Source organism: Streptomyces sp. CA-288835 (assembly GCF_050936385.1).
In the GTDB taxonomy this organism is placed as follows: domain Bacteria; phylum Actinomycetota; class Actinomycetes; order Streptomycetales; family Streptomycetaceae; genus Streptomyces.
Window position 1 is genome coordinate 6,509,290 of the sequence record NZ_JBNJMW010000001.1, and the last position, 25,027, is coordinate 6,534,316.

23 protein-coding genes, 2 tRNA genes and 1 pseudogene are annotated in these 25,027 nt (G+C 69.5%); 10 read left to right on the plus strand and 16 right to left on the minus strand.

Annotated elements, in window-relative coordinates; translation table 11 throughout:
* Positions 1-224 precede the first annotated feature (224 nt).
* A complete protein-coding gene (locus tag ACQEVY_RS29760) occupies positions 225-926 on the minus strand; it encodes a FadR/GntR family transcriptional regulator (protein ID WP_432952447.1) in 702 nt (233 codons plus the stop codon).
* A gap of 286 nt (positions 927-1,212) precedes the next feature.
* On the opposite strand from ACQEVY_RS29760, the gene ACQEVY_RS29765 reads away from it, so the two are divergent.
* The 4 genes from ACQEVY_RS29765 to ACQEVY_RS29780 all read left to right on the plus strand — a co-directional run bounded on the left by ACQEVY_RS29765 (position 1,213) and on the right by ACQEVY_RS29780 (position 4,385).
* Positions 1,213-2,115 (plus strand): SPFH domain-containing protein, encoded by a 903-nt coding sequence (locus ACQEVY_RS29765; RefSeq protein WP_432952448.1) that lies wholly within the window; start codon positions 1,213-1,215, stop codon positions 2,113-2,115.
* A gap of 208 nt (positions 2,116-2,323) precedes the next feature.
* On the plus strand, positions 2,324-3,004 hold the full coding sequence (locus ACQEVY_RS29770; protein ID WP_432952449.1) for a nucleoside/nucleotide kinase family protein: 681 nt from the start codon (positions 2,324-2,326) through the stop codon (positions 3,002-3,004).
* Positions 3,005-3,114: 110 nt separating this feature from the next.
* The gene (locus ACQEVY_RS29775; protein WP_432952450.1) at positions 3,115-3,729 is read left to right on the plus strand and encodes a lytic polysaccharide monooxygenase auxiliary activity family 9 protein; all 615 of its coding nucleotides are present in this window, start codon (positions 3,115-3,117) and stop codon (positions 3,727-3,729) included.
* Between the two features lie 137 nt (positions 3,730-3,866).
* The gene (locus tag ACQEVY_RS29780) at positions 3,867-4,385 is read left to right on the plus strand and encodes a hypothetical protein (RefSeq protein ID WP_432952451.1); all 519 of its coding nucleotides are present in this window, start codon (positions 3,867-3,869) and stop codon (positions 4,383-4,385) included.
* A gap of 80 nt (positions 4,386-4,465) precedes the next feature.
* On the opposite strand, the gene ACQEVY_RS29785 is transcribed toward ACQEVY_RS29780, so the two are convergent.
* The 6 genes from ACQEVY_RS29785 to ehuB form a co-directional block, all read right to left on the minus strand.
* A tRNA-Lys gene (locus ACQEVY_RS29785) sits at positions 4,466-4,542 on the minus strand.
* Positions 4,543-4,639: 97 nt separating this feature from the next.
* A complete protein-coding gene (locus ACQEVY_RS29790; protein WP_432952452.1) occupies positions 4,640-5,398 on the minus strand; it encodes an IclR family transcriptional regulator in 759 nt (252 codons plus the stop codon).
* Between the two features lie 267 nt (positions 5,399-5,665).
* Positions 5,666-6,436: an ectoine/hydroxyectoine ABC transporter ATP-binding protein EhuA gene (gene ehuA / locus ACQEVY_RS29795; RefSeq protein ID WP_432955464.1), complete on the minus strand. Its 771-nt coding sequence runs from the start codon at positions 6,434-6,436 to the stop codon at positions 5,666-5,668.
* A 43-nt stretch (positions 6,437-6,479) separates the two neighbouring features.
* Positions 6,480-7,127 (minus strand): ectoine/hydroxyectoine ABC transporter permease subunit EhuD, encoded by a 648-nt coding sequence (gene ehuD, locus ACQEVY_RS29800; RefSeq protein ID WP_432952453.1) that lies wholly within the window; start codon positions 7,125-7,127, stop codon positions 6,480-6,482.
* On the minus strand, positions 7,127-7,864 hold the full coding sequence (ehuC, locus tag ACQEVY_RS29805; protein WP_432952454.1) for an ectoine/hydroxyectoine ABC transporter permease subunit EhuC: 738 nt from the start codon (positions 7,862-7,864) through the stop codon (positions 7,127-7,129). Before ehuC ends, ehuD begins: the two co-directional genes overlap by 1 nt.
* Positions 7,861-8,790: an ectoine/hydroxyectoine ABC transporter substrate-binding protein EhuB gene (gene ehuB, locus ACQEVY_RS29810; protein ID WP_432952455.1), complete on the minus strand. Its 930-nt coding sequence runs from the start codon at positions 8,788-8,790 to the stop codon at positions 7,861-7,863. Before ehuB ends, ehuC begins: the two co-directional genes overlap by 4 nt.
* 209 nt (positions 8,791-8,999) lie before the next feature.
* Here ehuB and ACQEVY_RS29815 point away from each other — a divergent pair, with 209 nt between their 5' ends.
* Positions 9,000-9,500 carry a DUF3830 family protein gene (locus ACQEVY_RS29815; RefSeq protein WP_432952456.1) on the plus strand — a complete coding sequence of 167 codons (501 nt, stop codon included), beginning with the start codon at positions 9,000-9,002 and terminating at the stop codon, positions 9,498-9,500.
* Positions 9,501-9,600: 100 nt separating this feature from the next.
* On the opposite strand, the gene ACQEVY_RS29820 is transcribed toward ACQEVY_RS29815, so the two are convergent.
* On the minus strand, positions 9,601-11,019 hold the full coding sequence (locus tag ACQEVY_RS29820; RefSeq protein ID WP_432952457.1) for an amidase: 1,419 nt from the start codon (positions 11,017-11,019) through the stop codon (positions 9,601-9,603).
* A 39-nt stretch (positions 11,020-11,058) separates the two neighbouring features.
* Positions 11,059-12,036 (minus strand): D-2-hydroxyacid dehydrogenase, encoded by a 978-nt coding sequence (locus tag ACQEVY_RS29825; RefSeq protein WP_432952458.1) that lies wholly within the window; start codon positions 12,034-12,036, stop codon positions 11,059-11,061.
* A 253-nt stretch (positions 12,037-12,289) separates the two neighbouring features.
* On the opposite strand from ACQEVY_RS29825, the gene ACQEVY_RS29830 reads away from it, so the two are divergent.
* Positions 12,290-13,222 carry a maleate cis-trans isomerase family protein gene (locus ACQEVY_RS29830; protein ID WP_432952459.1) on the plus strand — a complete coding sequence of 311 codons (933 nt, stop codon included), beginning with the start codon at positions 12,290-12,292 and terminating at the stop codon, positions 13,220-13,222.
* Positions 13,219-13,950, plus strand: coding sequence for a maleate cis-trans isomerase family protein (locus ACQEVY_RS29835; RefSeq protein WP_432952460.1), 732 nt, complete (start codon positions 13,219-13,221; stop codon positions 13,948-13,950). Before ACQEVY_RS29830 ends, ACQEVY_RS29835 begins: the two co-directional genes overlap by 4 nt.
* A 34-nt stretch (positions 13,951-13,984) precedes the next feature.
* Here the strand turns inward: ACQEVY_RS29835 and ACQEVY_RS29840 are convergent.
* Positions 13,985-15,232, minus strand: a pseudogene (locus tag ACQEVY_RS29840) (RNA-guided endonuclease InsQ/TnpB family protein).
* Between the two features lie 17 nt (positions 15,233-15,249).
* Here ACQEVY_RS29840 and ACQEVY_RS29845 point away from each other — a divergent pair.
* Positions 15,250-15,438 (plus strand): Arc family DNA-binding protein, encoded by a 189-nt coding sequence (locus ACQEVY_RS29845; protein ID WP_432952461.1) that lies wholly within the window; start codon positions 15,250-15,252, stop codon positions 15,436-15,438.
* Positions 15,439-15,501: 63 nt separating this feature from the next.
* Positions 15,502-16,605 carry an LLM class flavin-dependent oxidoreductase gene (locus tag ACQEVY_RS29850; protein ID WP_432952462.1) on the plus strand — a complete coding sequence of 368 codons (1,104 nt, stop codon included), beginning with the start codon at positions 15,502-15,504 and terminating at the stop codon, positions 16,603-16,605.
* Here the strand turns inward: ACQEVY_RS29850 and ACQEVY_RS29855 are convergent.
* Positions 16,596-18,560 (minus strand): putative bifunctional diguanylate cyclase/phosphodiesterase, encoded by a 1,965-nt coding sequence (locus tag ACQEVY_RS29855; RefSeq protein ID WP_432952463.1) that lies wholly within the window; start codon positions 18,558-18,560, stop codon positions 16,596-16,598. The two genes, ACQEVY_RS29850 and ACQEVY_RS29855, sit on opposite strands and share 10 nt — an antisense overlap.
* Before the next feature lie 468 nt (positions 18,561-19,028).
* Here ACQEVY_RS29855 and ACQEVY_RS29860 point away from each other — a divergent pair, with 468 nt between their 5' ends.
* The gene (locus tag ACQEVY_RS29860; protein ID WP_432952464.1) at positions 19,029-20,273 is read left to right on the plus strand and encodes a M6 family metalloprotease domain-containing protein; all 1,245 of its coding nucleotides are present in this window, start codon (positions 19,029-19,031) and stop codon (positions 20,271-20,273) included.
* A gap of 138 nt (positions 20,274-20,411) precedes the next feature.
* Here ACQEVY_RS29860 and ACQEVY_RS29865 read toward each other — a convergent pair.
* The 5 genes from ACQEVY_RS29865 to ACQEVY_RS29885 form a co-directional block, all read right to left on the minus strand.
* Positions 20,412-20,485 (minus strand) — tRNA-Lys (locus ACQEVY_RS29865).
* Positions 20,476-21,114: a hypothetical protein gene (locus ACQEVY_RS29870; protein WP_432952465.1), complete on the minus strand. Its 639-nt coding sequence runs from the start codon at positions 21,112-21,114 to the stop codon at positions 20,476-20,478. The genes ACQEVY_RS29865 and ACQEVY_RS29870 overlap by 10 nt, the downstream gene beginning before the upstream one ends.
* A gap of 277 nt (positions 21,115-21,391) precedes the next feature.
* The gene (locus tag ACQEVY_RS29875) at positions 21,392-21,769 is read right to left on the minus strand and encodes a hypothetical protein (protein ID WP_432952466.1); all 378 of its coding nucleotides are present in this window, start codon (positions 21,767-21,769) and stop codon (positions 21,392-21,394) included.
* A 293-nt stretch (positions 21,770-22,062) separates the two neighbouring features.
* Positions 22,063-23,403: an AAA domain-containing protein gene (locus tag ACQEVY_RS29880; RefSeq protein WP_432952467.1), complete on the minus strand. Its 1,341-nt coding sequence runs from the start codon at positions 23,401-23,403 to the stop codon at positions 22,063-22,065.
* Positions 23,400-25,016, minus strand: a complete 1,617-nt coding sequence (locus ACQEVY_RS29885) for a hypothetical protein (RefSeq protein ID WP_432952468.1) — start codon at positions 25,014-25,016, stop codon at positions 23,400-23,402. Before ACQEVY_RS29885 ends, ACQEVY_RS29880 begins: the two co-directional genes overlap by 4 nt.
* Between the last annotated feature and the right edge of the window lie 11 nt (positions 25,017-25,027).

The following is a 25,027-nucleotide window of genomic DNA, read 5'->3' on the forward strand; positions in this document are numbered from 1 at the left end:
CACCACCCACACCCTATAGACATGGAACGGTGGCCCTCCGGTTGCATGATGCCCCCCTCGACATCGGGCTCTGAACGGGGCCCCTCCTCCCCGCCTCTGGTGCAACCGCTTTCCCGGCCCCCAACTGCCGAGTAACCGCAGCCTCTTGTAGCCCAGGGTTCAGGGTTCTACGACGATCATCATGATCGCAAGACGCGAAACGTGCTGTTTACCGGTCATTCGCGCTAATTAGGAGGACTGATGGTCTCATGCGGTGCGGTAGCGGTCAGGCGTGTTCGAATGTGACCAAAGTGTTCTCTTATTGCGTCCTCCGCCCGCAGAGCATCACCAGTTCGGACCGCGTCGAGGATCTCCCGATGCTGCCGACACGTGACCTTCGGATCCTGCGGCGGTTCCACGAGATCCGTGCGTACGCGGTGGAAGGCGTCCCAGAACGCCTCCAGGACCTCGCCCAGCAGAAGGTTGCCGAGCCCCCGGTACAGCGTGGCGTGAAAGGCCCGGTCGGTCTCCGCGAGGCCTGCCCCTTCGGCGGCCTGACTCTCCATACGGTCGACGAGGGCGTCCAGTTCAACGAGGTCCGCCTCCGGGAGGCGGCCCGCGAGCCGCGAGATGAGCCCGGTCTCCACGGCCTCGCGCAGCTCGAGCAGCTGGACCAGGGAGTCTTCGCCGCGGTAGTGCCCGGCGACCGTGCGGAAGGCGAGGCCCTCGATCATCGGCGCCATCGACATCGGGCCCACATACGTCCCGAAGCCGTGCCGGATCTCGACGATGCCCATCGCCTGGAGGGCCTTCAACGCCTCGCGCACGGAATTCCGGCTGGCGCCGAGAAGCTCCATCAGCTCGGGCTCGGTCGGCAGCGGGGCGCCCGAGGGCAGCCGACGGTCGATGATCAGCTTCTTGATCCGCTCCTGCAGGTCGCGCGCCATGGCGAGAGGGTAGCGGTTGCGCTCCGCTGGGGGTGCGGTGATGAGGGTGCGGGGCAGTGGGGTGCGGTGGTGAGGCTGCGGGTCGGTGGGGGCTGGTCGCGCAGTTCCCCGCGCCCCTGAAGGAAGGCCTGCGGCCTCCTTCAGGGGCGCGGGACCGCGCAGGACCTCGCCGCGGTTGCTTGGGGCCTTACATCGTTCGGACCGTCAGCATGCGGTTGTTGGTGGGGGTTGAGAAACTGGCGTATGTGCGCGAGTGCGGACATCTCCACCCGAAGGGGGCGGCCGGATGAGTACGACTACTTCGGAGTCGGAGCAGGGTCCTGAAGGGTCCCGGGTGCCGCGGTTGATTCACAACGAGGCGACCACTGAGATTCCGGTGCATCTGTTGTTCCGGCCTGCCGAGGTCGGGCCGGTCGGTGCGCGGCGGGGGACTGGGGAGCAGCCGCGGGTGGTTCGGCGGGAGTCGGTGGTGGTGCCGGTTGTCGATCCTGAGCTGGTGGAGCGGTCGGCTCGGGTGCTGCCGGGGGCTGTGGGTGTGGTGGCCGGGGGCGGTGGGGTTGCCGGGTGTTTGGTGACGGCCTGGTGGGCGGGCGTACTGCCGTCCCTTGCGCGGGAGTTGACGGGGCTGCCCGTGTACGCGGGTGCCGGGCTCGGTGCTCCGCAGTGGGCGGCGTTCGCCGTGTCCGGGGCGGTCGGGCTCTTTGGGTTCGGGGGGCTGGCTCGTGGGCGGACCGGGTGTGCTTGGGTGCTCGGGCTCTTCGGGCGCTACCGGGGCACCGTTCGGCGTACGGGGCTGATGTGGGTGAACCCGTTGCTGTTGCGGCGCCGGATCGACGTACGGCTGCGGCACTGGCGCAGCGAGCCGATGCCGGCCGTTGACGCGCATGGGCTCGCCCTGCGCGTCGTGGTGTTGGTGATCTGGCGGGTCAGGGATACCGCACGGGCCGCGCTTGGCGTCGAGGACTACGAGCGGTATCTGCGCGAATGCGTGGAGGCGGCGCTGGCTCGGCTTCCGGCCGATACGGAGGGGGTCAGGGAGAGGCTGACTCGCCTCGTGGCGGGGGAGGCCTCGGCGGCGGGCCTTCAGGTGTTTTCCGTCCAGCCGTTGCGGACGGAGTACGCGCCTGAGGTTGCCGCGGTGATACAGCGGCGGCGGCTCGCGGCCTTGGAGGCCAGGGACGGCGCCTGAGCGCTCCGCTGGGAGGGTGGCTCGAAGCGGGTTCGTTTGAAGCCGCGGGTTCGTCGTGGCTGGTCGCGCAGTTCCCCGCGCCCCTTAAGAGGCCTGCGGCCTCCTCGGGGCGTGGGCCGTCCCCTCGGGGCACGGGGACGCACCGGACCTCGGCAAGTCCGCTTAGAGCCTCTGGCGAAGACCCGACCGATGGCGTCCAATGCAGGGCATGGAGATCGCTGACCGCCCCGCCCTCGTCACCCTCGCTGCCGACGCCTGGCGGCTCACCGATGGCCTGCCGCGTGCCGTGCTCGGGCTCGCGGGCCCGCCCGGTGCCGGGAAGTCCACCCTCGCTCGGGCCCTTGTCGCGCACCTTGGCGAGCGGGCCGCCTATCTGCCCCTCGATGGGTTCCACCTCTCCAACCGGCAGTTGGAGCGGCTGGGGCTGACCTCCCGTAAGGGTTCCGAGCCCAGTTTCGATGTGTGGGGGTACGTCGCGCTGCTGCGGCGGGTGCTGGAGGACACCGGCGCCGACATCTACGTACCGGACTACGACCGCACCATCGACGAGCCCATCGCCGCCCGCCACTTGGTGCCGCCCGCCGCCCGGCTGATCGTCACCGAGGGGAACTACCTGGCCTGCGATCTGCCGGGTTGGCGCGAGGCGTACGGGCTGATGCGGGAGTGCTGGTATGTGGAGGCGCCGGGGGACGTACGCCAAACGCGGCTGGTGGAGCGGCAGTTGGCGGGCGGGCGGAGTGAGGAGCAGGCGCGGAACTGGGTCGCTACCAACGACGATCCGAACGGGGAGTTGGTCGAGAAGTCCCGGGACCGGTGCCATCGGGTCCTGTCGACGATTGGTACGGACGTTTCCGCGATTGGTATGGACATGTTCAAGGGGTCGCAATAATCTGAGCTTGGTCTAGACCTGAGACTGAAGACTGAGTAGTCATCGGTCCACGCATCGCGATGCGCACGCACAGCTCACGGAAATCCCCCACGTTCTCCAGGAGCGGCAGCATGCGTACAAGGATCGGCAAGAAGACCAAGTGGTACGCGGTTGTGGTCGGCCTCGCCACCACGGGAGCGTTCGTGCTCTCCAGCGGCGGCGCCAGCGGCCACGGCTACACCGACCTCCCCATCAGCCGGCAGAAGCTCTGCGCCAACGGCACCGTGACCAACTGCGGGGCCATCCAGTGGGAGCCTCAGAGCGTCGAGGGCCCCAAGGGCTTCCCGGCGGCCGGACCCGCGGACGGGCAGATCTGTTCCGCCGGCCACGGCCACTTCAGCGCGCTCGACCAGCCGAAGACCCCGTCCGGCGGCGCCTGGCCCACCACCAGGGTCACCGGTGGGCAGAGCTACACCTTCCGCTGGCAGTTCACGGCGCGGCACTCGACGACCGACTTCCGGTACTACGTCACCAAGAACGGGTGGAACGAGAACGCCCCGCTGACCCGGGCCGCCCTCGACACCGCCCCGTTCCTGACCGTCCCCTACAACGGCCAGCCCCCGGCGACGCTCTCCCACAGCGGCACCCTGCCGTCCGGCAAGAGCGGCCACCACGTGATCCTCGCGGTGTGGACGATCGCCGACACGGGCAACGCGTTCTACGCCTGCTCGGACGTCACGTTCTGACCCGCCATGTTCTGATCAGGCACGGTCCGATCCAACTCGTACGATCCAACTCCTGATCTCTGAGCGTTACTTGAGACAGGCGTGCTTCCCCCGCGGGTAGGTTCCCCCCACAAGCAGTACCTGACCTCGGGGGAAGCATGATCGACTTCTTGTTCTACATGGTGCCGAGCCTGGTCCTGGCCGTGGTGCTCTTCGGCGCGTACCGCGTGGTGCGCCGCTCGCTGCAGATCCGTAGCGCTTGGAGCAGCGGCCTCACGGCCGAGGGGCGCTGTCTGCGGATGTTCACGACGACACACGGCGGCAGCAACGACACGTCCGTGAGGACCACGCTGCACCACGTCTACGAGTTCACGGCTCGCGACGGCCAGACGGTCCGCTTCGAGGAGGAGGACGGCCCGGGGACGATCCTCGAGGGCGACTTCGTCACCGTGTACTACGCCGAGGGCCGCGATGTGGTCGCCACGGTGAAGGAGCCGCGCCGGGCCAGGCTGGCGGCGTCCACCGGCGCCATCCTGGCGTTCCTCGGGGTGGCCGCGGTGTTCTGTATCGGCTTCATGGTCACGTACAACCAGACGTCCGACGTCTTCGGCTTCGAGGAGACCCCGAGCGAGACCAACGACACCGTCGTCATCGATGGCGTCACGATGACCCCGTGACCAAGGCCGTGACTGTGACCGCGGCCGGATGGCTCTGGGATACGTCGAAGGGCCTCTCGCTCCCGCGAGAGGCCCTTCGGTGGTGCGCCGCCAGGGACTCGAACCCCGGACCCGCTGATTAAGAGTCAGCTGCTCTAACCAACTGAGCTAGCGGCGCATGACTCCCGCCTCCCGCTTGCGGCGGTCGGCGACGGAAAAAATAGTACCTGGTCCGCGGGGGTGCTTTTGACCAGTGTCCAGCCGGAGCCCGCGGCTCAGAGTGCGAGGGACAGCAGTACCGGTGCCGCGCCCCGGTTCAGGGTGTCCGCCGCCGCCCGCAGACGGTGCGCGTGGGAGATCGGAAGGGACAGCGCCAGGCAGCCCACGGCGGAGCCGGCCGTGATGGGGACCGCCGCGCACACCGTGCCGACCGCGTACTCCTGGAGGTCGAGGACCGGCACGCTGGGGGCCTGGGCGTCGAGGCTGGACAGCAGCACCCGCTCGTTGGTGATGGTGCGCGAGGTGAGGCGGGCCATCTTGTGGCGAGCGAGGTGGTCGCGGCGGGCGTTCACGTCGAGCTGGCCGAGCAGGCTCTTGCCGATCGCGCTGGCGTGGGCGGAGCGCCTGAAGTCCACCCATTCGTTCACCGCGGGGGTGCTCGGGCCTTCCGCGCACTGGGTTACGTGGACCTCGCCGTCGACGTAACGGCTGATGTAGACGGCGGCGCCCACCGAGTCGCGCAACCGGTCGAGGTTGCGCTGGACCTGCTCGCGCAGCGCCTGGTCGCGGCCGCGTGCCGAGGTCAGCCTGTTCAGGGCGGCGCCGGTGACGTATGCGCCGTCGGTGACCTGCTCGACGTATCCCTCGCGGCGCAGCATCCGCAGGAGCGGGGTCAGCCGGTCCGTGCCGAGGCCGGTCGCGCGGGCGAGCCCGGCGTCGGTGACGCCGGTGGTGTGTCGTGCCACGGTCTCCAGTACGCGCAAGGCGTCCTGGGCCGAGTGGTACGGCGCGGTCGGCTCGTGCTTGAGCGCCACGGTTCCCCCTGCGCTGCTTGGCCGTTCTCGGATGGAGGCTGCTTCCACGATAGCCGTCAATGGGCGGACGGGGAGGGGCTGTTGACGAGAAGGATGGCGCGTTCCGGCCCTCTCAGCAGGAACGCGCCACTCTGGCATATGCCACAGTCAAGTCACCATGGCTCGACCACGGGCGCGCCCGCTCGCCGGAGTCGCAAATCGATACAGTCCCGCGCCCCTGAAGGAGGTCGGAGGCCTTCCTCTAGGGGCGCGGGACTGCACCTGCGCCTACAGCACCGCGCTCAAGAACTCCCGCGTCCGCTCGTGCTCCGGTTCGCCGAAGATCTTCTCCGGGGGGCCGGATTCCAGGACGCGGCCCTTGTCGAACATCAGGACCGCGTCCGAGATGTCCCGGGCGAAGTTCATCTCGTGGGTCACGCAGAGCATCGTGATGTCCGTGGTGCGGGCGATGTCCCGCAGCACGTCGAGGACGCCCACGACCAGCTCGGGGTCGAGCGCGGAGGTGACCTCGTCCAGAAGCAGCACCTTCGGCCGCATCGCCAGGGCCCGCGCGATCGCGACGCGCTGCTGCTGACCGCCGGAGAGCTGGGTCGGGTACTTGTCGATGTGCTCGGTCAGACCGACCAGTTCGAGGAGGTCGCGGGCCCGTTCCTCGGCCGCCTCCTTGGACATGCCGAGCACAGTGACCGGCGCCTCGGTGAGGTTGCGCAGCACCTTCATGTTCGGGAAGAGGTTGAACTGCTGGAAGACCATCCCGATGTTCTTGCGGACCTCGCGGATGTGCTTCTCGCCCGCCGGGACGAGCTTGCCGTTCTTCTCCTCGTGCGTGAGGTAGTCGCCGTTGACCTTGATCGTGCCTTCGTCGGCCTTGAGCAGGGTCATCAGCAGGCGCAGGATCGTCGTCTTGCCGGAGCCGGACGGGCCGATCAGCGTGACGTGTTTGCCGGAGTCCACCGAGAAGTCGAGGTTGTCGAGCACGACGTTGCTGCCGAAGCGCTTGGTGACCTTGTCGAAGCGGATCAGCTCGCTGCCGTCCACCGGTGGGTTCTGGCTGCTCTCGGGTTCTTTCTGCAGAGGGGTGTCAGCGGACAAGACGACGCTCCAGGGCTCGGATCAAGAGGGAAGCGGGGTAGGCGATGACGATGAAGGCCACACCCACGACGGTGATGGCTTCCGTGGTGAAGGTCTCGTTGCTGAAGGCCTGGGCCTCGCCGAGCATGTCGAGGGCGCCGATGGTCGCGATCATCGGGGAGTCCTTGAGCATGGCGACGACGTAGTTGCCCAGCGGCGGGACGACGCGGCGGATCGCCTGCGGCAGGATCACCGCACGCCACGTACGGCCCTTGGGCAGATTCAGCGCCGTGGCCGCCTCCCACTGGCCGACGGGCACGCCGTCGATACCGGCGCGGTAGACCTCAGCGGTGTACGTGGAGTAATGCAGCCCGAGGCCGATGATGCCGGTGGCGAGCGGTGACATCGAGGGGCCGAAGTTCGGCACCACGTAGAACAGGAAGAACAGCTGCACCAGCAGCGGAGTGTTGCGGATGAACTCCGTGAAGGCGATGACCGGCCAGCGCACCCACACCAGCGTGGACCGCTGCGCCATCGCCCATACGAGGCCGAGGGCGAAGGCGATCAGGGTGCCGATGGCCAGGGCCTGCAGCGTGACCAGTACGCCGTCCCAGAACCGCGGCATGAAGTCGTCTACGACTTGCCAGTCCCAGTTCATCAGATGCCTCCCGCGGACTGCGAACCGGCCTGCAGGCTTTCACCGCGAGCGCCGAGCTTGGCGGTGATCCCGCCCCGCTTCTCCGGCTGCTGCCCGATGCCTGCCTTGGCCTTGCGCTCGACCACCCGCATGCCGCGGGTGATGAGGAAGGCGAGTACGAAGTACAGGACCAGCAGCAGCGTGTAGATCGGCGTCGTCTCATTGGTGCCAAGCCGGACCAGACCGCCGGCGAAGGTCATGTCGGCCACCGTGATGACGGAGACCAGGGCGGTGCCCTTCAGGAGCTCGACCAGCAGGTTATTGAACGGCGGCACCATCTCGGGCCACGCCTGCGGCATCTCGATCAGTCGCAGCCGCTGCCAGCGGGTGAAGTTGAGCGCGATGCCCGCCTCCTTCTGCGCCGGGGCTACGGCGGCCAGCGAACCGCGGACGATCTCGGAACCGTAGGCGCCGTAGGTGAGGGCGAGCGCGCTGACGCCCGCCCACATGGGCACCAGTTGCCAGCCGAAGAACGGCAGGGCGAAGAACATCCAGAACATCAGCACCAGGGCCGACATGCCACGGAAGATCTCGAAATAGACGCCGGCGAGGAAACGTACGATCCAGAACTGCGAATCGCGTGCCAGACCGATCCCGAACGCGATGACAGCGCCCAGAGCAGCCGCGTACACCGTCACCTGGATGGTGATCCAGATACCCGGCAGGAACCACGTGGTGAAGAACTCCGAGCTCATCATCCGGCACACAGCTCCTTCGCGGTGAGATCGGTCATCTCGGCCATGCCGAAACCGAAGGGCCTGACGATCTCGAGAAGCTCCTTGTAGTTGTTCTCCTTGAGCTTGAGCAGTTCCTCGTTGAAGGCGTCACGGAAGTTCTGCTCGGACTTTCGGAAGGCGAATCCGCCCGCGCCGTAGACGGGCTTTCCGTCGATCTCGGGCTGGAAGGGTTCGGTCGCCTCGGCCCGGTTGGAGCCCTTCACCGCGTCGCTGACCGTGATGCGGGTACCCGCGAAGGCGTCCACCCGCCCCTGGGCCACCGCGTCGAGACCGGCGACCTGGTCCGGCAGGATCAGAATGTTGCCGATACCCGCGGCCTTGGCCGAGTCGATCTGGGCGTAGGCCTTGCCCGAGGCGAGCTTGAGATTCTTCGCCTTGACGTCCTCATACGTCTTGATGCCGTGCGGATTCCCCTTCTTGACGATGAAGGCGTCCAGCATCAGGTAGTCCGGGTCGGAGAAGAGCACCTGCGCGCATCGGTCGGGATTGATGTACATCCCGGCGGACACCACATCGAACTGTCGCGCCTTCAGTCCGGGAATGAGGGCGCCGAAGTCCACCGGCACTGGCTTGATCTCGCCGATGCCGAGCCGCTCGAAGATAACCTTGGCGATAGCGGGGGCTTCTCCGGTGGCCTGTCCGTCGTCTCCCACATAACCGAACGGCGGCTCGCTGGCGATGCCGATTTTCACGGATCCCTGATCCTTCAGGGTGTCCAGCAGGCTGCCTCCCAGCACCTTTCCCTCGTCGGGGACGCGGCTGCAGCCCGCCACCCCGAGACTTCCCGCAGCGCCCAGGGCCACCGCTCCTGTGAGCAAGGAGCGGCGGCTGAGACCTCTGAGGGACCCGTTGTCGGTTCCTGATCGGTTTGCGTGTGGTCGAGCCATGGGCGCGCGGCTACCCGAACCAACGGAAGTCATGCCGGTCCTTCCCAGTCACTGAGTCCACTCATCCCTCAATGCCCGGTATGTGAGGATTGGTTGCGCGTACTGGCCTCTTCGTGACCCCGTCGTGGGCGCGCCTTGACCCACACGCTCCACACGCCGCACAGGACCTATCCGTGGATTCCGGTCCACACCGGGGTACGGGTGTGACCATGGCCGACCGTTACATCGACGTCTCCCTGACCAAGCGCGGAGTCCACTGCACCGCAAAGCTCCTCGACGACCGCGCCCCCATCACCTGCGAGGCGGTGTGGAACGCGCTCCCGCTCGGCAGCGACGTCTACCACGCGAAGTACGCCCGCAACGAGATCTACACCCTGCTCCCCGCCTTCGCCCCCGACGAACCCCCGCTCGAAAACCCCACCGTCACCCCCATCCCCGGCGACCTGTGCTACTTCTCCTTCTCCGGCACACAGCTGGGCACGAAGTCGTACGGCTACGGCGGGGCATCCGGCGTCCAGCACGGCACCCCGGTCATCGACCTGGCCCTCTTCTACGAACGCAACAACCTGCTGATCAACGCCGATGTCGGCTGGGTCCCCGGCATCGTCTGGGGCCAGGTGGTGGAGGGCCTGGAAGGCATGGCGGAAGCGTGCAACGACCTGTGGAGGGCAGGCGCGCTGGGGGAGACGCTGAGTTTCCGGAGAGCCTGAGCCAATGGCTGTGTGGCCTTGGCGAAGTCCGGTGCGCTGCCGCGCCCCATAAGGGGCGCGGGGAACTGCGCGACCAGCCCCCACCGGGCCCGCAGCTTCATCACCGTGCTTCCAGCGGAGCGCTTGGCGGGGGATCCACATGGGCGACCCCCGCCTCGTACAGCGCGTGCGCCGCGCGTAGCACCAGGTCGTCCCGGTGGCGGGCGGCCACGAGCTGCAGGCCCACCGGCAGGCCGTCCCCGTCCAGGCCGACGGGGACGCTGGCCGCGGGCTGCTGCGACATGTTGAAGGGGTACGTGAACGGGGTCCAGCCCGTCCACCGCCGGTGCCCCGAGCCCTTCGGCACCTCCGCGCCCGCCTCGAACGCGGTGATCGGCAGCGTCGGCGTGACCAGCAGGTCGTACTTCTCGTGGAAGCGGCCCATCCGCCGGCCCAAATCCATCCGTACGTCCACCGCGGCCAGATAGTCGAGCGCGCTGTAACGGGCACCCAGGTCGCAGACCTCTCGCAGCCCCGGATCCAGCAGCTCCCGCTGATGCGGCCCGAGATTCTGCGTCACCCGGGCGGCCCCGCTGAACCACAGGGTGTGGAAGGCCTCCACCGGCTCGGTGAAATCGGGGTCGGCCTCCTCGACGAACGCGCCGAGGGACGCGAGCCCCTCCACACCCCGCCGCACGGCCGCCGCGACACCGGGTCGTACGGGCACCTGCCCGCCCAGGGAGGGCGAGTACGCGACCCGCAGCCCCCGCACACCGCCGTCCAGCGCATCCGTGAATCGCCCGGTCGGCGGCGCGAGCGCGGACCAGTCGCGGGCGTCCGTGCCGCTGATCACGTCCATCAGGAGAGCCGCGTCGGCGGCGTCCCGCGTCATCGGTCCCACGTGTGCGAGCGTCCCGAAGGCGCTCGCCGGATACAGCGGCACCCGCCCGTACGTCGGCTTCAGCGCGAAGATCCCGCAGAACGCGGCCGGGATACGGACACTGCCGCCGCCGTCCGTGCCCAGCGACAGCGGGCCCGCACCCATGGCCACGGCCGCCGCGCTCCCGCCGCTGGAACCGCCCGGCGTACGCGACAGGTCGTACGGATTCCGCGTGATCCCCGACTGCGGCGAGTCCGTGACGCCCTTCCACCCGAACTCCGGCGTCGTCGTCTTGCCGATGAAGACGGCACCGTGCTCGCGCAGCCGGGCCACCGAGGGCGCGTCCTCGTCCCAACGCCCTTCCACCCGCACGGTGTTGGAGCCCTTCAGCGTGGGCCCGCCCCGCATCAGCAGAATGTCCTTCACCGTGACCGGCACCCCGTCCAGGAGCCCGGCCGGCTCACCGCGCCGCCATCGCTCGGCCGACTCCCGCGCCCGCTCGAGCGCCTCGTCAGCGGTGAGGCGGACGAAGGCGTTCACGGAGGGCTGGATCTCCTCGGCCCGTCGGAGAGCGTCCCGCGTCGCCTCCACGGGGCTGAATTCGCCCTTGCGGTACCCGTCGACGAGTTGCAGCGCGGTCAGCTCGGTGAGCTCGGTCATGCACGCCTCCAAGGGAGTTCTTCGGAGTCCGAAGGGAGTTCAGTGGCCTGGTACGTACCCACGCTGCTTGTCCACCACGTTGGGCAGTGGCTCCCCCGCCTCCCACAGCTCGTACAACTCCACGAACTGCGCCCCGAGTTCATCCCGCCACCCGATCGTGTCGCCGCTCATGTGCGGCGAGACGATCAGGCCAGGGAGCTCCCACAAGGGGCTCTCCGCAGTGAGCGGCTCGTGTTCGAAGACGTCGAGCGCCGCACCCGCGATCCAGTGCTTCGACAAAGCCTCCGCCAGCGCGTCCTCGTCGACGAGCTGCCCCCGCCCGACGTTGATGAAGCGCGCGGACGGCTGCATGAGGCCGAAGCGCCGCGCGTTGAACATTCCAGCCGTCTCGTCGGTGAGAGGCGCCGCGGACACCACCCAATCCGCCCGCGCCATCAGCCGGTCGAGTTCGTCGGGACCGTGGACACCGGCACGCGCCGTACGCCCGACCAGAGCAGTCTTGATGCCGAGCGCCTTCAGGGTCTGCTCGATCGCCCGGCCGATCGGCCCGGAGCCGACCACGCACGCACGCGTACCCGCGACCCGCTGCGATTCGCGGTGCCGCCACTCCCGCCCCCGCTGAAGTTCCAACGTACGCGGCAGATCCTTGGCCATGGCCAGCACGAGCGCAGCCACGTACTCGGCGATCGGCTGATCGAAGACGCCGCGCGCGTTCGTCACCACCGTCTCGGACGAGGCAAGCTCCGGACACATCAGATGGTCCACGCCCGCACTCGCCGTGTGCACCCAACGCGGCCGCGGCCCGTCGCCGGGCCACGCGCGCCGCACCGCGTGCGATGTGAAGTCCCACACAAGCAGGACATCCGCGGCTGGCAGCAACGAGGCCAACGTCGACTCGTCGGCGTGCTCGACCCGGGCCCGCCCGGTGAGCCGCCCGAGCCGAGGCGGTGGCTCGGCGTCGAGCACCAAAAGGGTCGGCTTGTTTTCGGCCGTGTACGGGGACATGGGTGCCGTCATCGGGGGGAAACCGTTTCGCAATCCGAGTCCGCTTCTCTTGGGTCTGGGCACACTTGCGGGACAACTGCGGAAGCCGTCTGAGATGCACGGATTGACCACGCTGGCACCGGAACCTACCTTCGTCAACATGGACCCGTAGGCGGTCCGCTTTCCTGTCCCGACGTCCCGGCATGCGCCGGCTTGTGTCCCCCGGCCCCTCGGGCCGGTTCTTCACCATCAACTCATTAGCTCGACTTGAGTTTGGGGCCTGCTCATGGACGTCTCCTTCCTCGGTGGACCGCACCCACAACGCGGTGTCGGCATCGTCGCTCCCTTCGACTTCGCCCTGGACCGCGAGCTGTGGCGCTGGGTGCCGGACGAGGTCTCTCTGCATCTGACCCGCACCCCTTTTGTGCCCGTCGAGGTCAGCCTCGACCTCGCACGGCTGGTCAGTGAGCACGAGACGCTCGGCGAAGCGGTGCGCGCGCTGAACGCGGTACATCCCGAGGTCGTCGCGTACGCCTGTACGTCGGGCAGTTTCGTCGGCGGTATCGCGGGCGAGCGGGCGATGTGCGAGGCGATGACGCGGGCCGGCGAGGTGCAGTCCCTGACCACCTCCGGTGCGCTCCTCGAAGCCCTCCAGGAACTGGGCGCCCGCAGGATCGCCCTGGTCACGCCCTACACCGTGTCGGTGACCCGGGCCCTGGAGGAGTACCTCGCCGAGGCCGGCATCGAGATCATCGGCACCTCCTCTCTCGGCCTGACCCGGCACATCTGGAAGGTCCCCTACCGGGACGTCGTCGACATGGCCCGCGAGGCGGTCCGCGGCGCCGCGGACGCGCTGTTCATCAGCTGCACCAACCTCCCCACGTACGACGTGATCCCCCAGCTGGAGGCAGAGCTGCGGATTCCCGTCATCTCAGCCAACCAGGTGACGATGTGGGCCGCACTGCGTCACATGGGTACGCGAGCGGTGGGGCCCTATCAGGCGCTGATCGACCATTCGGCGCGGCAGCATCCGGTGATGCCGGAATCGCTGCCGGAGTCGATGCCGGGAGCGTTCCCGGAAACATCGATGCCGGGATCGGTCCCGGAAGCTCCGATCCCGGAAGCATCGATCCCGGGGTCGGTTCCGGGAGCGATGCCGGGGTCGGTGCCTGAGTCACAGGGGCCCGTACTGCCGGAAGAACAGGAAGGTTGGGCATGACGGCACTCGGATTCCTCTACCCGGGCCACTCGGCCGAGGACGACTACCCGCGCATCGAGCAGCTCCTGGGGAGCGACATCCGCCTCCCGCTCGTCCACACGGACATCGGCGAGGACGCCCACCGCGAGGACGCGCTGCTGGAGATGGGCTCGGCGGCCCGGCTCGCGGCCGGCGTCGAGGAGCTGCGGCTGTCCGGTGCGGAGGCGGTGGTGTGGGCATGCACGTCCGGCAGCTTCGTGTACGGCTGGGAGGGCGCCCATGAGCAGGTCCGCACCCTCGCTCTCGCGGCCGGCATGCCCGCCTCCTCGACGTCCTTCGCCTTCGTCCACGCGATCCGTGAGATCGGCGCGCGACGGGTCGCGATCGCGGCGACGTATCCGGAGGATGTGGCCGCGTTGTTCTCGGCGTTCCTGAAGGACGCGGGGATCGAGGTGGTCTCCGTCCGCGGCAGCGGCATCATCACGGCGGCGGAGGTCGGCACGTGGGGCGCCGACGAGGTCCTCACCATGGCCCGCCAGGGCGACCACCCCGACGCGGAAGCCGTCCTCCTCCCGGACACCGCCCTCCACACGGCCTCCCACCTCCCCGCCCTGGAGAAGGCCCTCGCCAAACCCGTCCTCACCGCGAACCAGGTCACGGTCTGGGAAGCCCTGCGGTTGGCCGACCGCCGGGTGAACGCGCCTGAGCTGGGGATGCTCTTCACACGGGAGCCAATTGTTCAGGTTTGAATCCTCCCCTCCCTGAAGGGAGAGGATTCCTGGCTCAGGCCGCCTCCTGGAGCAGCGCTCCAGGAGGTCTTCCGCCATCGGCACCAACCGGGTTGAGACCAGCCCGGACGAGCATCACGCGTGCGGAGTTCTTGTCCCGTGGGGACACGGTTCCGCAGGCGGTGCAGGTGTAGGTGCGCTCACCCAGCGGCTGGGGGTCCCCCCACGCCTTTAAGGCAGTGGGGGAGCGTGCTTGGCTCTCGCTCCGCACTGCAGTCCATCGTGGTGTGCGCGGGGTGGACCAGGCGGATGTCCCGCCCGTGCTTGCGGCCCATCTCGATCAGAGCGGCCTTGGTGGCGCCGATGGCGGTGTCTGCGGCCTTGCGGGCCATGGTGGTCCTGGCCAGGAACTTCGGACGAAAGTCCTCCACCGCGACGGCGTCGTGGTCGCGGACCACCTTCTTGGCCCACTTGCGGCCGGTGTCCTCACGCTGCCTGGCAACTTTCTTGTGCGCCTCCGCCCGCAGCTTCTTCGCCGCGCGGTAGCCCTTCGATCCAGGTTGACCCTTCGCCGGCCTGCGGCGGGCATCATCCGGTCATACCGGCTCAGCTTCTCCTGGGCTTTCTCGCCGTGCCCGGCGTGCGGGAGGTCGTGGGCCTCGGATGTGGTGGTGGCGGTCTCCTTCACACCCCAGTCGATACCGAGTGCGCGGCCAGTCTCCGGCAGCGGCTGTATCTGGGCGGGCACGACGAACGAGCAGTACCAGTGCCCGAGGCTGTCCTGGTATACGCGCACCGAGGACGGCTCAGCCGACAGTTCCCGCGACCACACGACCGTCAGTACGATGCCCCCGGCCAGGTGCAGACGGCCGCCCTTCAACCGGAACCCACGCCGGGGGTAGTTCAGGGTGGGCAGTGCCTCGCGTTTGGTCTTCCACTTCGGCATCCCGGCCCGCTGCCGCACCGGTAGGCGTTCTTGGATGTCCTTCTGTGCCTTGGTGCGGGAGCGGCCGAAGTCGCGGATGATCTGCTGTTGGGGAACTGATGAGCCCTCGCGCAGCCACGGGATACGGGCGCGGGCTTCGGTCAGCATCCTGTCGAGCTGTGCTGGGCCGCACGTCTGTTTCTCCCCGGTCACCTTGTTGTGCAGGTGAACGGCCTGGGACTTGGCCACGCACTCGTTCCACACCCAACGGCACCGGTCCCATTCGCCCATCAGGGCGGAGCGGGCGGTAGACGACACGCGAAGCCGGAAGGTCCACCGGGCGTGCCCGGTGCCCTCGACTTTCTTTAGTGTCTTCATGCCACCATAATAGCACCATGATCAATGAAGTCCGCATGACTCTCCGTCTCCCTGAAGACCTCCGTGACCGGCTACGCGATCACGCCAAGTCCGAACGGCGGTCCCTCAACTCCGAGCTCGTGTACATGCTCGAGGTCGGCCTCCGCGCCGCTGGAGTGGGCGCCGAATCGCCCGGCGACGATTCGGCTTCTCCTGGGGCGGAATAAACCGCCGACCGGCCCCCGTTAGAACGCCGCGGACCCACCGTCGTACCCAGCAGGAGGCACCCCGTGGCGGCAGACGAGATACGAGGCGACACGGCGGGCACCGCCCCGGTGCCGCTCTCCGTGCTGGACCTGGCAACTGTCGGCGCCGGACACACCGCCACCGACGCCCTCCGCACCAGCGTCGAAATCGCCCGCCTCGCAGAGAGCCGCGGCTTCCACCGTTACTGGGTGGCCGAGCACCACTCCATGCCCGGCGTCGCATCGACCTCCCCGGCCGTGATCCTCGCCCACCTCGCCGCCCACACCCACCGGATCCGCCTCGGCTCGGGCGGCGTGATGCTGCCCAACCACGCGCCGCTCGTCATCGCGGAACAGTTCGGCACCCTGGAGGCCATGGCCCCGGGTCGTATCGACCTGGGCCTCGGCCGCGCCCCGGGTACGGACGGAGCGACGGCGGCGGCCCTGCGCCGCACCGACCGGCTCAACGAGGGCGCAGACGACTTCCCCCAGCAACTCGCGGAGCTGACCCGCTTCCTGGACGACGACTTCCCGGACGGCCACCGCTACGCCCGTATCCACGCGGTCCCGGGCCCCATCCAGGCGACCGCCCCCGGCGGCGTACAGGACCCGCACCGCCCACCCGTCTGGCTCCTCGGCTCCTCCGGCTTCAGCGCCCGGCTCGCCGGCAGCCTCGGCCTCCCGTTCGCCTTCGCGCACCACTTCTCGGCGCAGAACACGATTCCGGCCCTCGACCTCTACCGCGAGTCGTTCACACCCTCCGACGTCCTCGACGCCCCGTACGCCCTCATCGGCGTCTCCGCGCTCGCCACGGACGACGAGAAGGAGGCTCGTCGCCAGGTCATGGCCGGGGCCCTGAGCATGATCCGTCTGCGCACCGGGCGACCGGGGCTCGTGCCCACTCCGGAGGAGGCGGAGGCGTACGAATTCAGCCCCATGGAGCGGGAGTTCATCGACTCCTGGAACTCCAACGTCATCCACGGCACCGCGGAGGAGGTCCGCGCAGGCCTCGACGACCTCCAAAAGCGCACGGGCGCGGACGAGTTGATGCTCACGAGCCACGCCCACAGCGGAGACGTACGCCTGCGCTCGTACGAACTGATCGCCGACGCCTACGAGTTGCCGCAGACGCGGACGGCTCAGGCCTGAGGACAGTCCGCCCCTGAGTCCGCCCCTGTCAATAGTGCGGAGATACGATCCGCCGCCACCGGCCGGGAGTACAGCCACCCCTGGCCGGTGTCGCAGCCGATGCGCCGCAGTCGGGAGGCCTGCCCGGCGGTCTCCACGCACTCGGCGGTGACCGTCAGGCCCAGCCGGTGGGCGAGTTCGATGAGGGCTTCGACGATGACCTCGTCGGCGGGGTTCGCGCGGTTGCCAGCCTCCTCGTACTGGAAGCCCCGTACGAACGAGCCGTCGAGCTTCAGCACGGAGACCGGGAGGCGGCTGAGGTAGGCGAGGTTGGAGTACCCGGTGCCGAAGTCGTCGATGGCGATGCGTACGCCCATGTCGCTGAGTGCTTGCAGGGCCTGCAGCGGGCGGCCCGCCGAGCCCATCACGGCCGACTCGGTGAGCTCCAACTGGAGGAGATGCGGGGCGAGTCCGGTCTCCGTGAGGATCGCCGCGACGTCCGCCACCAGGTCGGAGTCCCAGACCTGACGCACCGCCACGTTCACGCTCACGAAGACCGGCGGCACATCCGGGTGGTCCAACTGCCAGCGGCGCGCCTGCCGGCAGGCGGTGGCCAGCACCCAGCGCCCCAACTGCACGATGGAACCGTCTTCTTCAGCAAGTCCGATGAACCGATTCGGCGTCAGTGTGCCGAACTGAGGATGGTTCCAGCGGACCAGCGCCTCGACCCCGCGTACACCGCCGTCCTCCATGCCCACCAACGGCTGGTATTCCAGGGCGAATTCACCCTTCTCGATGGCGGGGCGGAGGGTGGAGGCGAGGGCCTGACGGGTCATACGGTGGGCGTTGCGCTCCGGGTCGAAGAGCGTCCAGCGGGACTTTCCGTCGGCCTTCGCCCAGTACAGCGTCGTATCGGCGGCCTGCATCAGGCCCGTCGCGGTGGTGTCGGCCGCGTGCCGCTCGACGACCCCGATCGAGGCCGAGACCGACAGCCGCTGCCCGGAGATGTCGAAGGGCGCCTGAAGGGCCGTCAGTACGGACTTGGCGAGCTCCGCCAGCTGCTCCGTACCCGTCGAGTCCTCGACCAGCAGCGCGAACTCGTCGCCGCCGAGCCGGGCGACCAGCGGCTTGACCGCTCGCGCGTGACCGGCCTCGTCCGCGCAGCGCGTCAGCCGCTCGGCGACGGCCGCGAGCAGCCGGTCGCCGATGCGGTGGCCGAGCGTGTCGTTGACCGCCTTGAAGCCGTCGAGGTCCAGGTAGCACAGCCCGATCCGGCCGGTGCCCGACTCCTCGTACGCCTCCGCCTCCAGCGCGGCCGACAGGCGCTCGAAGAACAGGGTGCGGTTGGGCAGCCGCGTCACCGGGTCGTGCATCTGCAAGTGCCGCAGCCGCGCCTGGAGTTCACGGCGGGCGCTGATGTCGCAGACCGACACCAGCACGGCCTGCTCCTCCTCCGGGAGCGGAGAGACCGTCACCTGGGCCCAGAGGGAGTGCCCGTCGGGGTGTTTGAGTCGTCGGGTGCAGCGCAGTCTGGCCTGTCGGCCGCGGAGCACCTCGCGGTACGCGTGCCAGGTGCGGGCGTCGGAGGCCAGGTCCACCAGATCGGCGGCGACCCGGCCCGCGAGTCCGTCCGGGCCGGCGCCGAGCAGTGCGGCCAGCGCGTCGTTGGCCGTGACGACCAGGCCTTCGCGGTCGACGACGGCCATCGCCACGGGGGCGAAGTCGAAGGCGGACCGGAATGTACGGTCCTCGAGGTCGTCGGTCGTGCTGCCGGTCCCGGGGCTTCCGGTGGGGGCGGGTGGAGGCTCGGCCTCGGCGCGTGATGTCACCGGTTCGGTACGTGTGGTACGCGTGTCCACGCGTGAGGTGTGAGTGTCGACGCGTGGGGTCGTCTCCTCGTGAGAAAGCGGCTGACTGTCACTTTCTGTGACCGTCGGCCGGACAAGGTCCGCCGCCGGCACCGGCCCATCGGACATTCCGCTCACCGTTCGCTCCCGCTGTGCACTCGTTACTCGTACAGGTCTCGTCGGGTGGTCGGCCGGTGGAGGACGGCCGCTCTAGCCGTGTCCGCGCAGGAAAGTGTGCCGATCATAGAGGCTGGCCCGAACGCCTTCCAGCTACTCCTCAGTCTCCCCAATTAACCGGCTCTTCTGACAGATCGTTTCTGCCCGCACGTGGACATGTTCCTTCAGGGGCCGATCGGTTGTGACGTTCCGTGAGTGCTCAGGGTGTCAGCTTCCCTGTGGCGTGCTCATCCAGATGCCCTTGTGCTCACCCTTCTGGTGCAGACAAACAGGACGTTGGCTGACAAATACGTACAGGCTGGGTGTGGTATCCCGAATTCCGCACCGGAGGTCGAAGTGCCGCGTCTGTTCCCCCTCAAGGGGCTCACCCGTGGCGGGGCACGACCTCGTTGGCGTGGTCCCGCGGCACTGTTCACCTCCATGACGGCGCTCGCCGCGACCTCCCTGGCGGCGGGCCCTTCCAATGCCGTACCGCCCTTGACGCCCTGCGCTCTGAAGCGAACCGACGCGCACCACTCCGTGGGCCTCGACACCTGGAACACCGCCTATCCGCGCCCAGACCGCCAACTCGACGCGGTGATGGTCTTCCTCTCCTTCCCCGACTCCGTCCCGCGGACCACACCCACCGAACTGACGGCCGACCACTTCCCGTCCACCAGCCGCTTCTTCGAACGCGCCTCCTATGGCAAGTTCACGCTGCGCCCGCACGCAGTGCGTTCATGGCTTCCGATGCCGAGTGCCTCCACGGCGTACGCCATACGGCGCGACTGGAACTCCGCGCGCCGTTCCGCGTATCTGCGCGACGCCCTCGCCGCGTCCGACGCGCGGGTCGACTTCTCGCGTTACGACGTCGTCTACTTCGTCGCCGACCCGGATGCACCCGGCGTCAACTCGGACGCGACGAAGGTGGTCAACTTGGAGTCGCCGCTACGCGCCGACGGCACGGACATCCGCCGGGTCGTCACGGTCTTCGAGCGGCATCCACCGGACCGCCTGGTCCTGGCCCACGAAACCGGCCACGTCTTCGACCTGCCCGACCTCTACCACCGCCCGCCCGACGATCGGGGCGACTGGGACACGTACGTCGGCGACTGGGACCTCATGGGCAGCCAGTTCGGCCTCGCACCGGATCTCTTCGCCTGGCACAAGTGGAAGCTCGGCTGGCTGGAATCGCGGCAGGTGTCGTGTGTGCAGGCGGCGGGTGGCGACGGTACGCGGCTGGCGCTGGAGCCGTTGGGGGCGAGCGGCGGTCCGGTGAGGGCTGGGGCTGGGGCGGCTGGGGCAGGTGTGGCCGCTGGGGCTATGGGGGGTGCGGTGGGAGTTGCGGCGGGGGGTGGGACGAAGCTGGCGGTGGTGCGGACCGGGCGGGACAGTGCGCTCGCCTTCGAGGTGCGAGGGCGGGTCGGGAACGACGGGGCGGTCTGTTCTCAGGGGGTGCTCGTCTATCGCGTACGCAGTGAGGCCGTGTCCGGAGGCGGCCCGATCGAGGTCCTCGACGCCCACCCCGACACCGCGGCCTGCCGGGAGGAGTCGGTCTATCCACCGCTCGCGGACGCCCCGGTCGGGCTCGGTGAGAGCTTCACGGTGCCGGGGGAGGACGTACGGGTCGAGGTGGAGAGCCGTACGGTCGCGGGGGCGTGGGGGGTGCGGATCTCGACAGGGTGAGCTCTCGGACTGACGGTCACAGCGCGCCCGTCGGGGGTGTGGGTGGCGGAGCCCCCACAACGCGCGGCGAAGCCGCGCAAAAACAACGATGGCGAGGAGGTTCGCGCTTTCCGCGAACACGCCTCGCCATCGCTATCGTGCGCCGCCAGGGACTCGAACCCCGGACCCGCTGATTAAGAGTCAGCTGCTCTAACCAACTGAGCTAGCGGCGCCTGCTGACGTCGTAGACCTTAGCACCCGGATCCGGGGGAGGAAAAATCGATATCCGGGCCGCCCGAGCTGCGCGTACCGCTGCCCAGAGCAGGACCTCCGGGCCTGGCAGCCAGGGCCGCTGGGTGTCCGGGGCGACGACCCAGCGGGCGGGGGTGGGGATGGGCGCGGGGGCGGCTGTCGTACCCGCGGGCGGGACCGTCACCGCGTCGCCCCGGCCGTGGCAGAGCAGGGGCGGGATCGCGCGGCTGCGGCCCGCGCCGCCGTCGGAGCCCCACTCCTCCCACTTCAGCAGCGCGGGCAGTCGCTGCGCTGTGCCCGGCGTCGCGAACAGGAGCATCCGCCCCCGGTACGCGGCCACCGGCCCCGAACCCGGTCCCTCGCCCCACAGCTCGTCCAGCATGCGGCGGCCGAAGATCGCGGGGGCGTTGACGACGTCGAAGGCGGCGCCGCAGGGGAGGACCGCCGGGGTGGTGGGCCGGCGGTTCCGGACGGCGACGGTGGCGCTGTGCTTGTGGCTCTGTGCGGACGCGAGCCAGGCGGCTCCGTCCGAGGTGAGGGTGAGTGCACCTTGCGCGACGGTACGTGCGCTGGGCGCGACGGTGCCTGCCGGGTTGCCTGTGCTGCTCATGCCGCTCATGGCGCATAGGTCTACTGGCAGTGAGAGGCCGATTGCGAGGAGTCGCCGGAAATCGGGACAGGAGGGGTGCGAGTGGGGTAGCTTGCCCACCCGGCATATGCCGGGCGGCCGTTGCCCCGACTCAAGCCTCCGTGACCCAGGTCTCCTGATTCAGGTGGCCCTGATTCAGGTCTCGCCGGCTCAGGCCTCCAAGAATCAGGTTTCGCCGACTCAGGCCTCGCGGCTCGGGCCTCGGCGGCTCAGATCTCGCGGCTCGGGCCTCGGCGGCTCAGGGCAGATCGCCGATTCCATGCCCGAGACCCTTGCCGTTCGTCCCGCTGAGCAGTTCCCGGCCGAAGTCGACCATTCTCTTCGCGTAGTCCTCGGTCCACTCCGCCCGCTCGGCGATGTCGGCCGCGGTGAGCCGGTCGAACCGGCGGGGGTCGGCGAGCTGCGCGGCGGCGATCGCCTGGAACTCGACGGCACGGTCGGTGGCCGCGCGGAACGCGTGTGTCAGCTCCGTGGCGCGGTCCAGCAGCGCCCGTGGATCGTCGATCGACTCCAGATCGAAGAAATGCTCCGGATCGGAGGCCGCCTCCGCGGGCTCGAAGAGCAGGGGCGCGGGGCGAAGCCGCGGCTCGTTCCGACGCGGCGTTTGCTCCGCCATGACTTCTCCTCCTCATGCGGTGGACGACCCGTCCTTGTGGGTGGGCCACCGTCCATTGTCTCTTGACCGCGCAAGTGGGCCTCAGGACCGCCGGACGCGCAGCCGTTCACTTGGGCCTCGGCCAGCAGCACCAGGCCCTGCTCGCACCAGCGCCGGATGTTTGCGCGTCGCGCGTCATCGCCCGACGCCGCGAGGGAGTCGATCCCGGTGAGTTCGGTCCAGTCCGAGGCGTGCGCGCGACGGACCATCGGGCCGCCGGGATTCTCAGGGTTCATGGCGGGGGGCTCTCTGCGTTACGGCTGCCATGGCACCCGGTGTTTCGAGAGGTGGGCGAACACCGCGTGGTTCGCCTCCCAGCCGTCCGGGAACTTCAGCGGGACTCCCAGCTGGACCGGCTCCGTGGAGGGGTGGTCGTCCAGGAGTTCCGGTACTCCGGCGCGGCTGATCACGATGCAGGCGTGGCGGTGGCGGGAGGCCAGGACGCAGAGGCGGCCCGTTTCCAGGTGGAAGGCCGTGGCGTCGGGGCGGCCGGAGAGGGGGTGCAGGACGACCGTGACGTCGTATTCGCGGCCCTGGAGGCGGTTGGCCGTGTCTACGGTCACGTCGCCGGCGCCCAGCTCCGCCAGCGCCGAGCGGACCGCTGCCGCCTGGTCGCGGTGTGCCGTGCCTACGGCGATGCGGTCGGCGGTGAGGGGGGTGGGCTCGGGGGAGCGCTCGGAGGTGGCGGCGCCGCCTCGGTCCAGGAGACGGCGTACGACCTGGGCCAGTGCTCGTACCGCCTCGGGGTCCGTACGAGGCGTGTGCCGGGCCGGGAGTTCCAGCAGTCCCCAGCCCGACTCGGCCGCCTCGTCGATCACGCGGTCGGGGCCCGAACCGTCCGACGGGATCGCGAAGTCCAGCCGCCGGTCGCCGTGTTCCGTGCCGCTGCGGAACGGGGTGTACGGGTAGAACGCGGCCGAGACCAGCGGCGCCGCCGACGCCGGGAGCCGCCAGGAGACGGGGAGGCGGTGCTGCGGCAGCTGCGGGTTGTGGGCGAGCAGCGTCGTCACGGCCGAGGCGGACGGGTCGTACGACAGCCCTGCCCACTGCTCCGAGCCGACGATCGCGAACGGGTCCAGCTGGCCCGGGTCGCCCACGAACAGCGCCCGCTCGAAGAGGCCCGCGACGGCGAGCAGCGCGTCCGAGCGCATCTGGTACGCCTCGTCGACGATCGCGTGCCCCCAGGGCTCGACGCCCTTGACGTGGGCCCACTTGGCGGCCGTCGAGATCACGACGTCGAGCCCGGCGAGGTCTCCGGCCTTCGCCGACTTGCGGACGTTCGGGAGGTCGTCGAGCGCCTTGTCGTACGGGTCCGGGTCGCTGCTGTGCAGGCGGCCGACGGGCAGCTCGGGGTTCTTGTCGGCGAGCCGCAGGACCAGGTCGTCGACCTGCGCGTTGGTCTGCGCGATGACCATCAACGGGCGTCCGGCCTCGGCCAGTTCGAGCGCGGCGCGGACGACGAGCGTGGACTTGCCGGCGCCGGGCGGGGAGTCGACGACGACTCCGCGGTGCGTGCCGTGGAGGGTGTCGCGCAGGATCGCGTCGGTGGCGCGGGTCGCTTCGGTGCTGGCGTCGAAGGGAGCGGTGGTGGTCATAGGACGTCCTCCTCGGTCACCGGGTCGGCCGGGGGATCCGTCGCCTCACCCGGTGGGCCGCCGTGCGTCCAAGGCGTGTCCTCCGGGTCGGGCAGCTTCGCGCCGCCGCGCTGTTCGTGCTCGAAGAGCGTGAAGCAGACGTGGTCGCCCTTCTCGGGGACGGAGCCGGTCTCGGGTTCCTTGCCGCGGCCCATCTTGTCGACGATGCGCAGGACGATGCTCCTGCCTCCGGTGTCGGCGCCGTCGGCCTCGCCTTCGACGTACTCGACGAACTCCGCTGCCTGCGGCTTTCCGCCCAGCGAGCGGTACACCTTGGCGCGCTCGGCGAGGTGCGGACGGTCGTCCGTGCGGACCGTCACGAGGGGGCGCGGGCTGGGGCGCTTGCTCTCGCTGTACGCCATGACGACGTCCGTGACCTCGCCCGCGAAGGCCTCTCCGGCGAGCCGGCGTCCGGCCATGACGAGCGGGTCGTCGAGGGCTTCCTGTGCTTCGAGGCGGGCCTGTTCGCGCTCGCGCGTGGCGAGTTTGTTCGCGGCGGTGACCGCGTCGTCGCGGCGCGGCTGCGGGGGCTCGCCTGCGAGCACGCGGTCCCGGTGGCCGGTGAACGACCAGCGGTCGCGGGTCCAGCGGTCGGCGGCGTGGGTGCCCTCGGGCAGGGTGCGCAGCAGGTCGAGGCCGTGCCACACCGCGTCCCAGGTGGGGCGGGTGCGGCTGTCGACGAGGTCGCGGATCTCGCGCTCGGCGGCGGTGAGTTCGCCGAGCCGGTCGTCCGCCTGGAGGCCGTCTTCGGCGGCTTGGAGTGCCGTACGGGCGCGGTCGTAGCGCTCGATGGCGGGGGCGAGCAGCTTGTTGTCGAACGCCGGGTCGGTGGCGGGGCCGGCGGGCGGGCAGAGGAGCTGACCCTTGGCGTCGCGCCCGAGCTCGGCCCGCAGGGCGGCCTCGGCTCCGGACTCGCCTTGGGGTGGGTCGATCCAGGCGAGCAGTGCGCCGAGGTGCTGGTCCTCGAGGCTGCTCTGGCCGGTGGCCCAGTGGCGCGACAGTACGTCCGTGAGGGCGAGCAGCAGCGCGGAGCCGGGCACTCGGGCCCGCTCGCCGTAGTGCGTCAGCCATCGCCCGAGCAGCGGTACGTGCGGGGGTGCCGGGTGGGGCGTCTCCGGGTCCTGCTCGGCGGTGCGGCGGAAGCGCATGGAACGCCCGAGAAGCCGTACGAACTCGATACCGGCTCGGCTCGGCACGATCAACTGCGGTGCGTCCGCGCACAGTTCGACCTCGACCTTGACTCGCTTGCCGGTCTCGGGGTCGGTCTCGGTGCGTTCCGCGGCCTCGACGTCCTCGCCGTACGCGTCGATGTACGGCAGGACGACGCCGGCCAGCTCGGCGAGGAACGCGAACCGCAGGTCCCGGTCGCGGGGCTGCGGCACGACGAGCAGCCGGGGCGCGTCGCGGTCGGTGCCGACGAGTGCCCCTAGCGGGGCCCCGGCTTCTCCGGCGGTCGTGAGCGGCACGAATACGAGCGGCTGCTCGGTGAGGTGCCGGTGCCGCACCGTGGCGAGCGGCTGGGCACGGCCGGTGTCGACGGCTTCGAGGCGGGCGAGGGTGGTGATCAGGGACATGGGACTCCGTC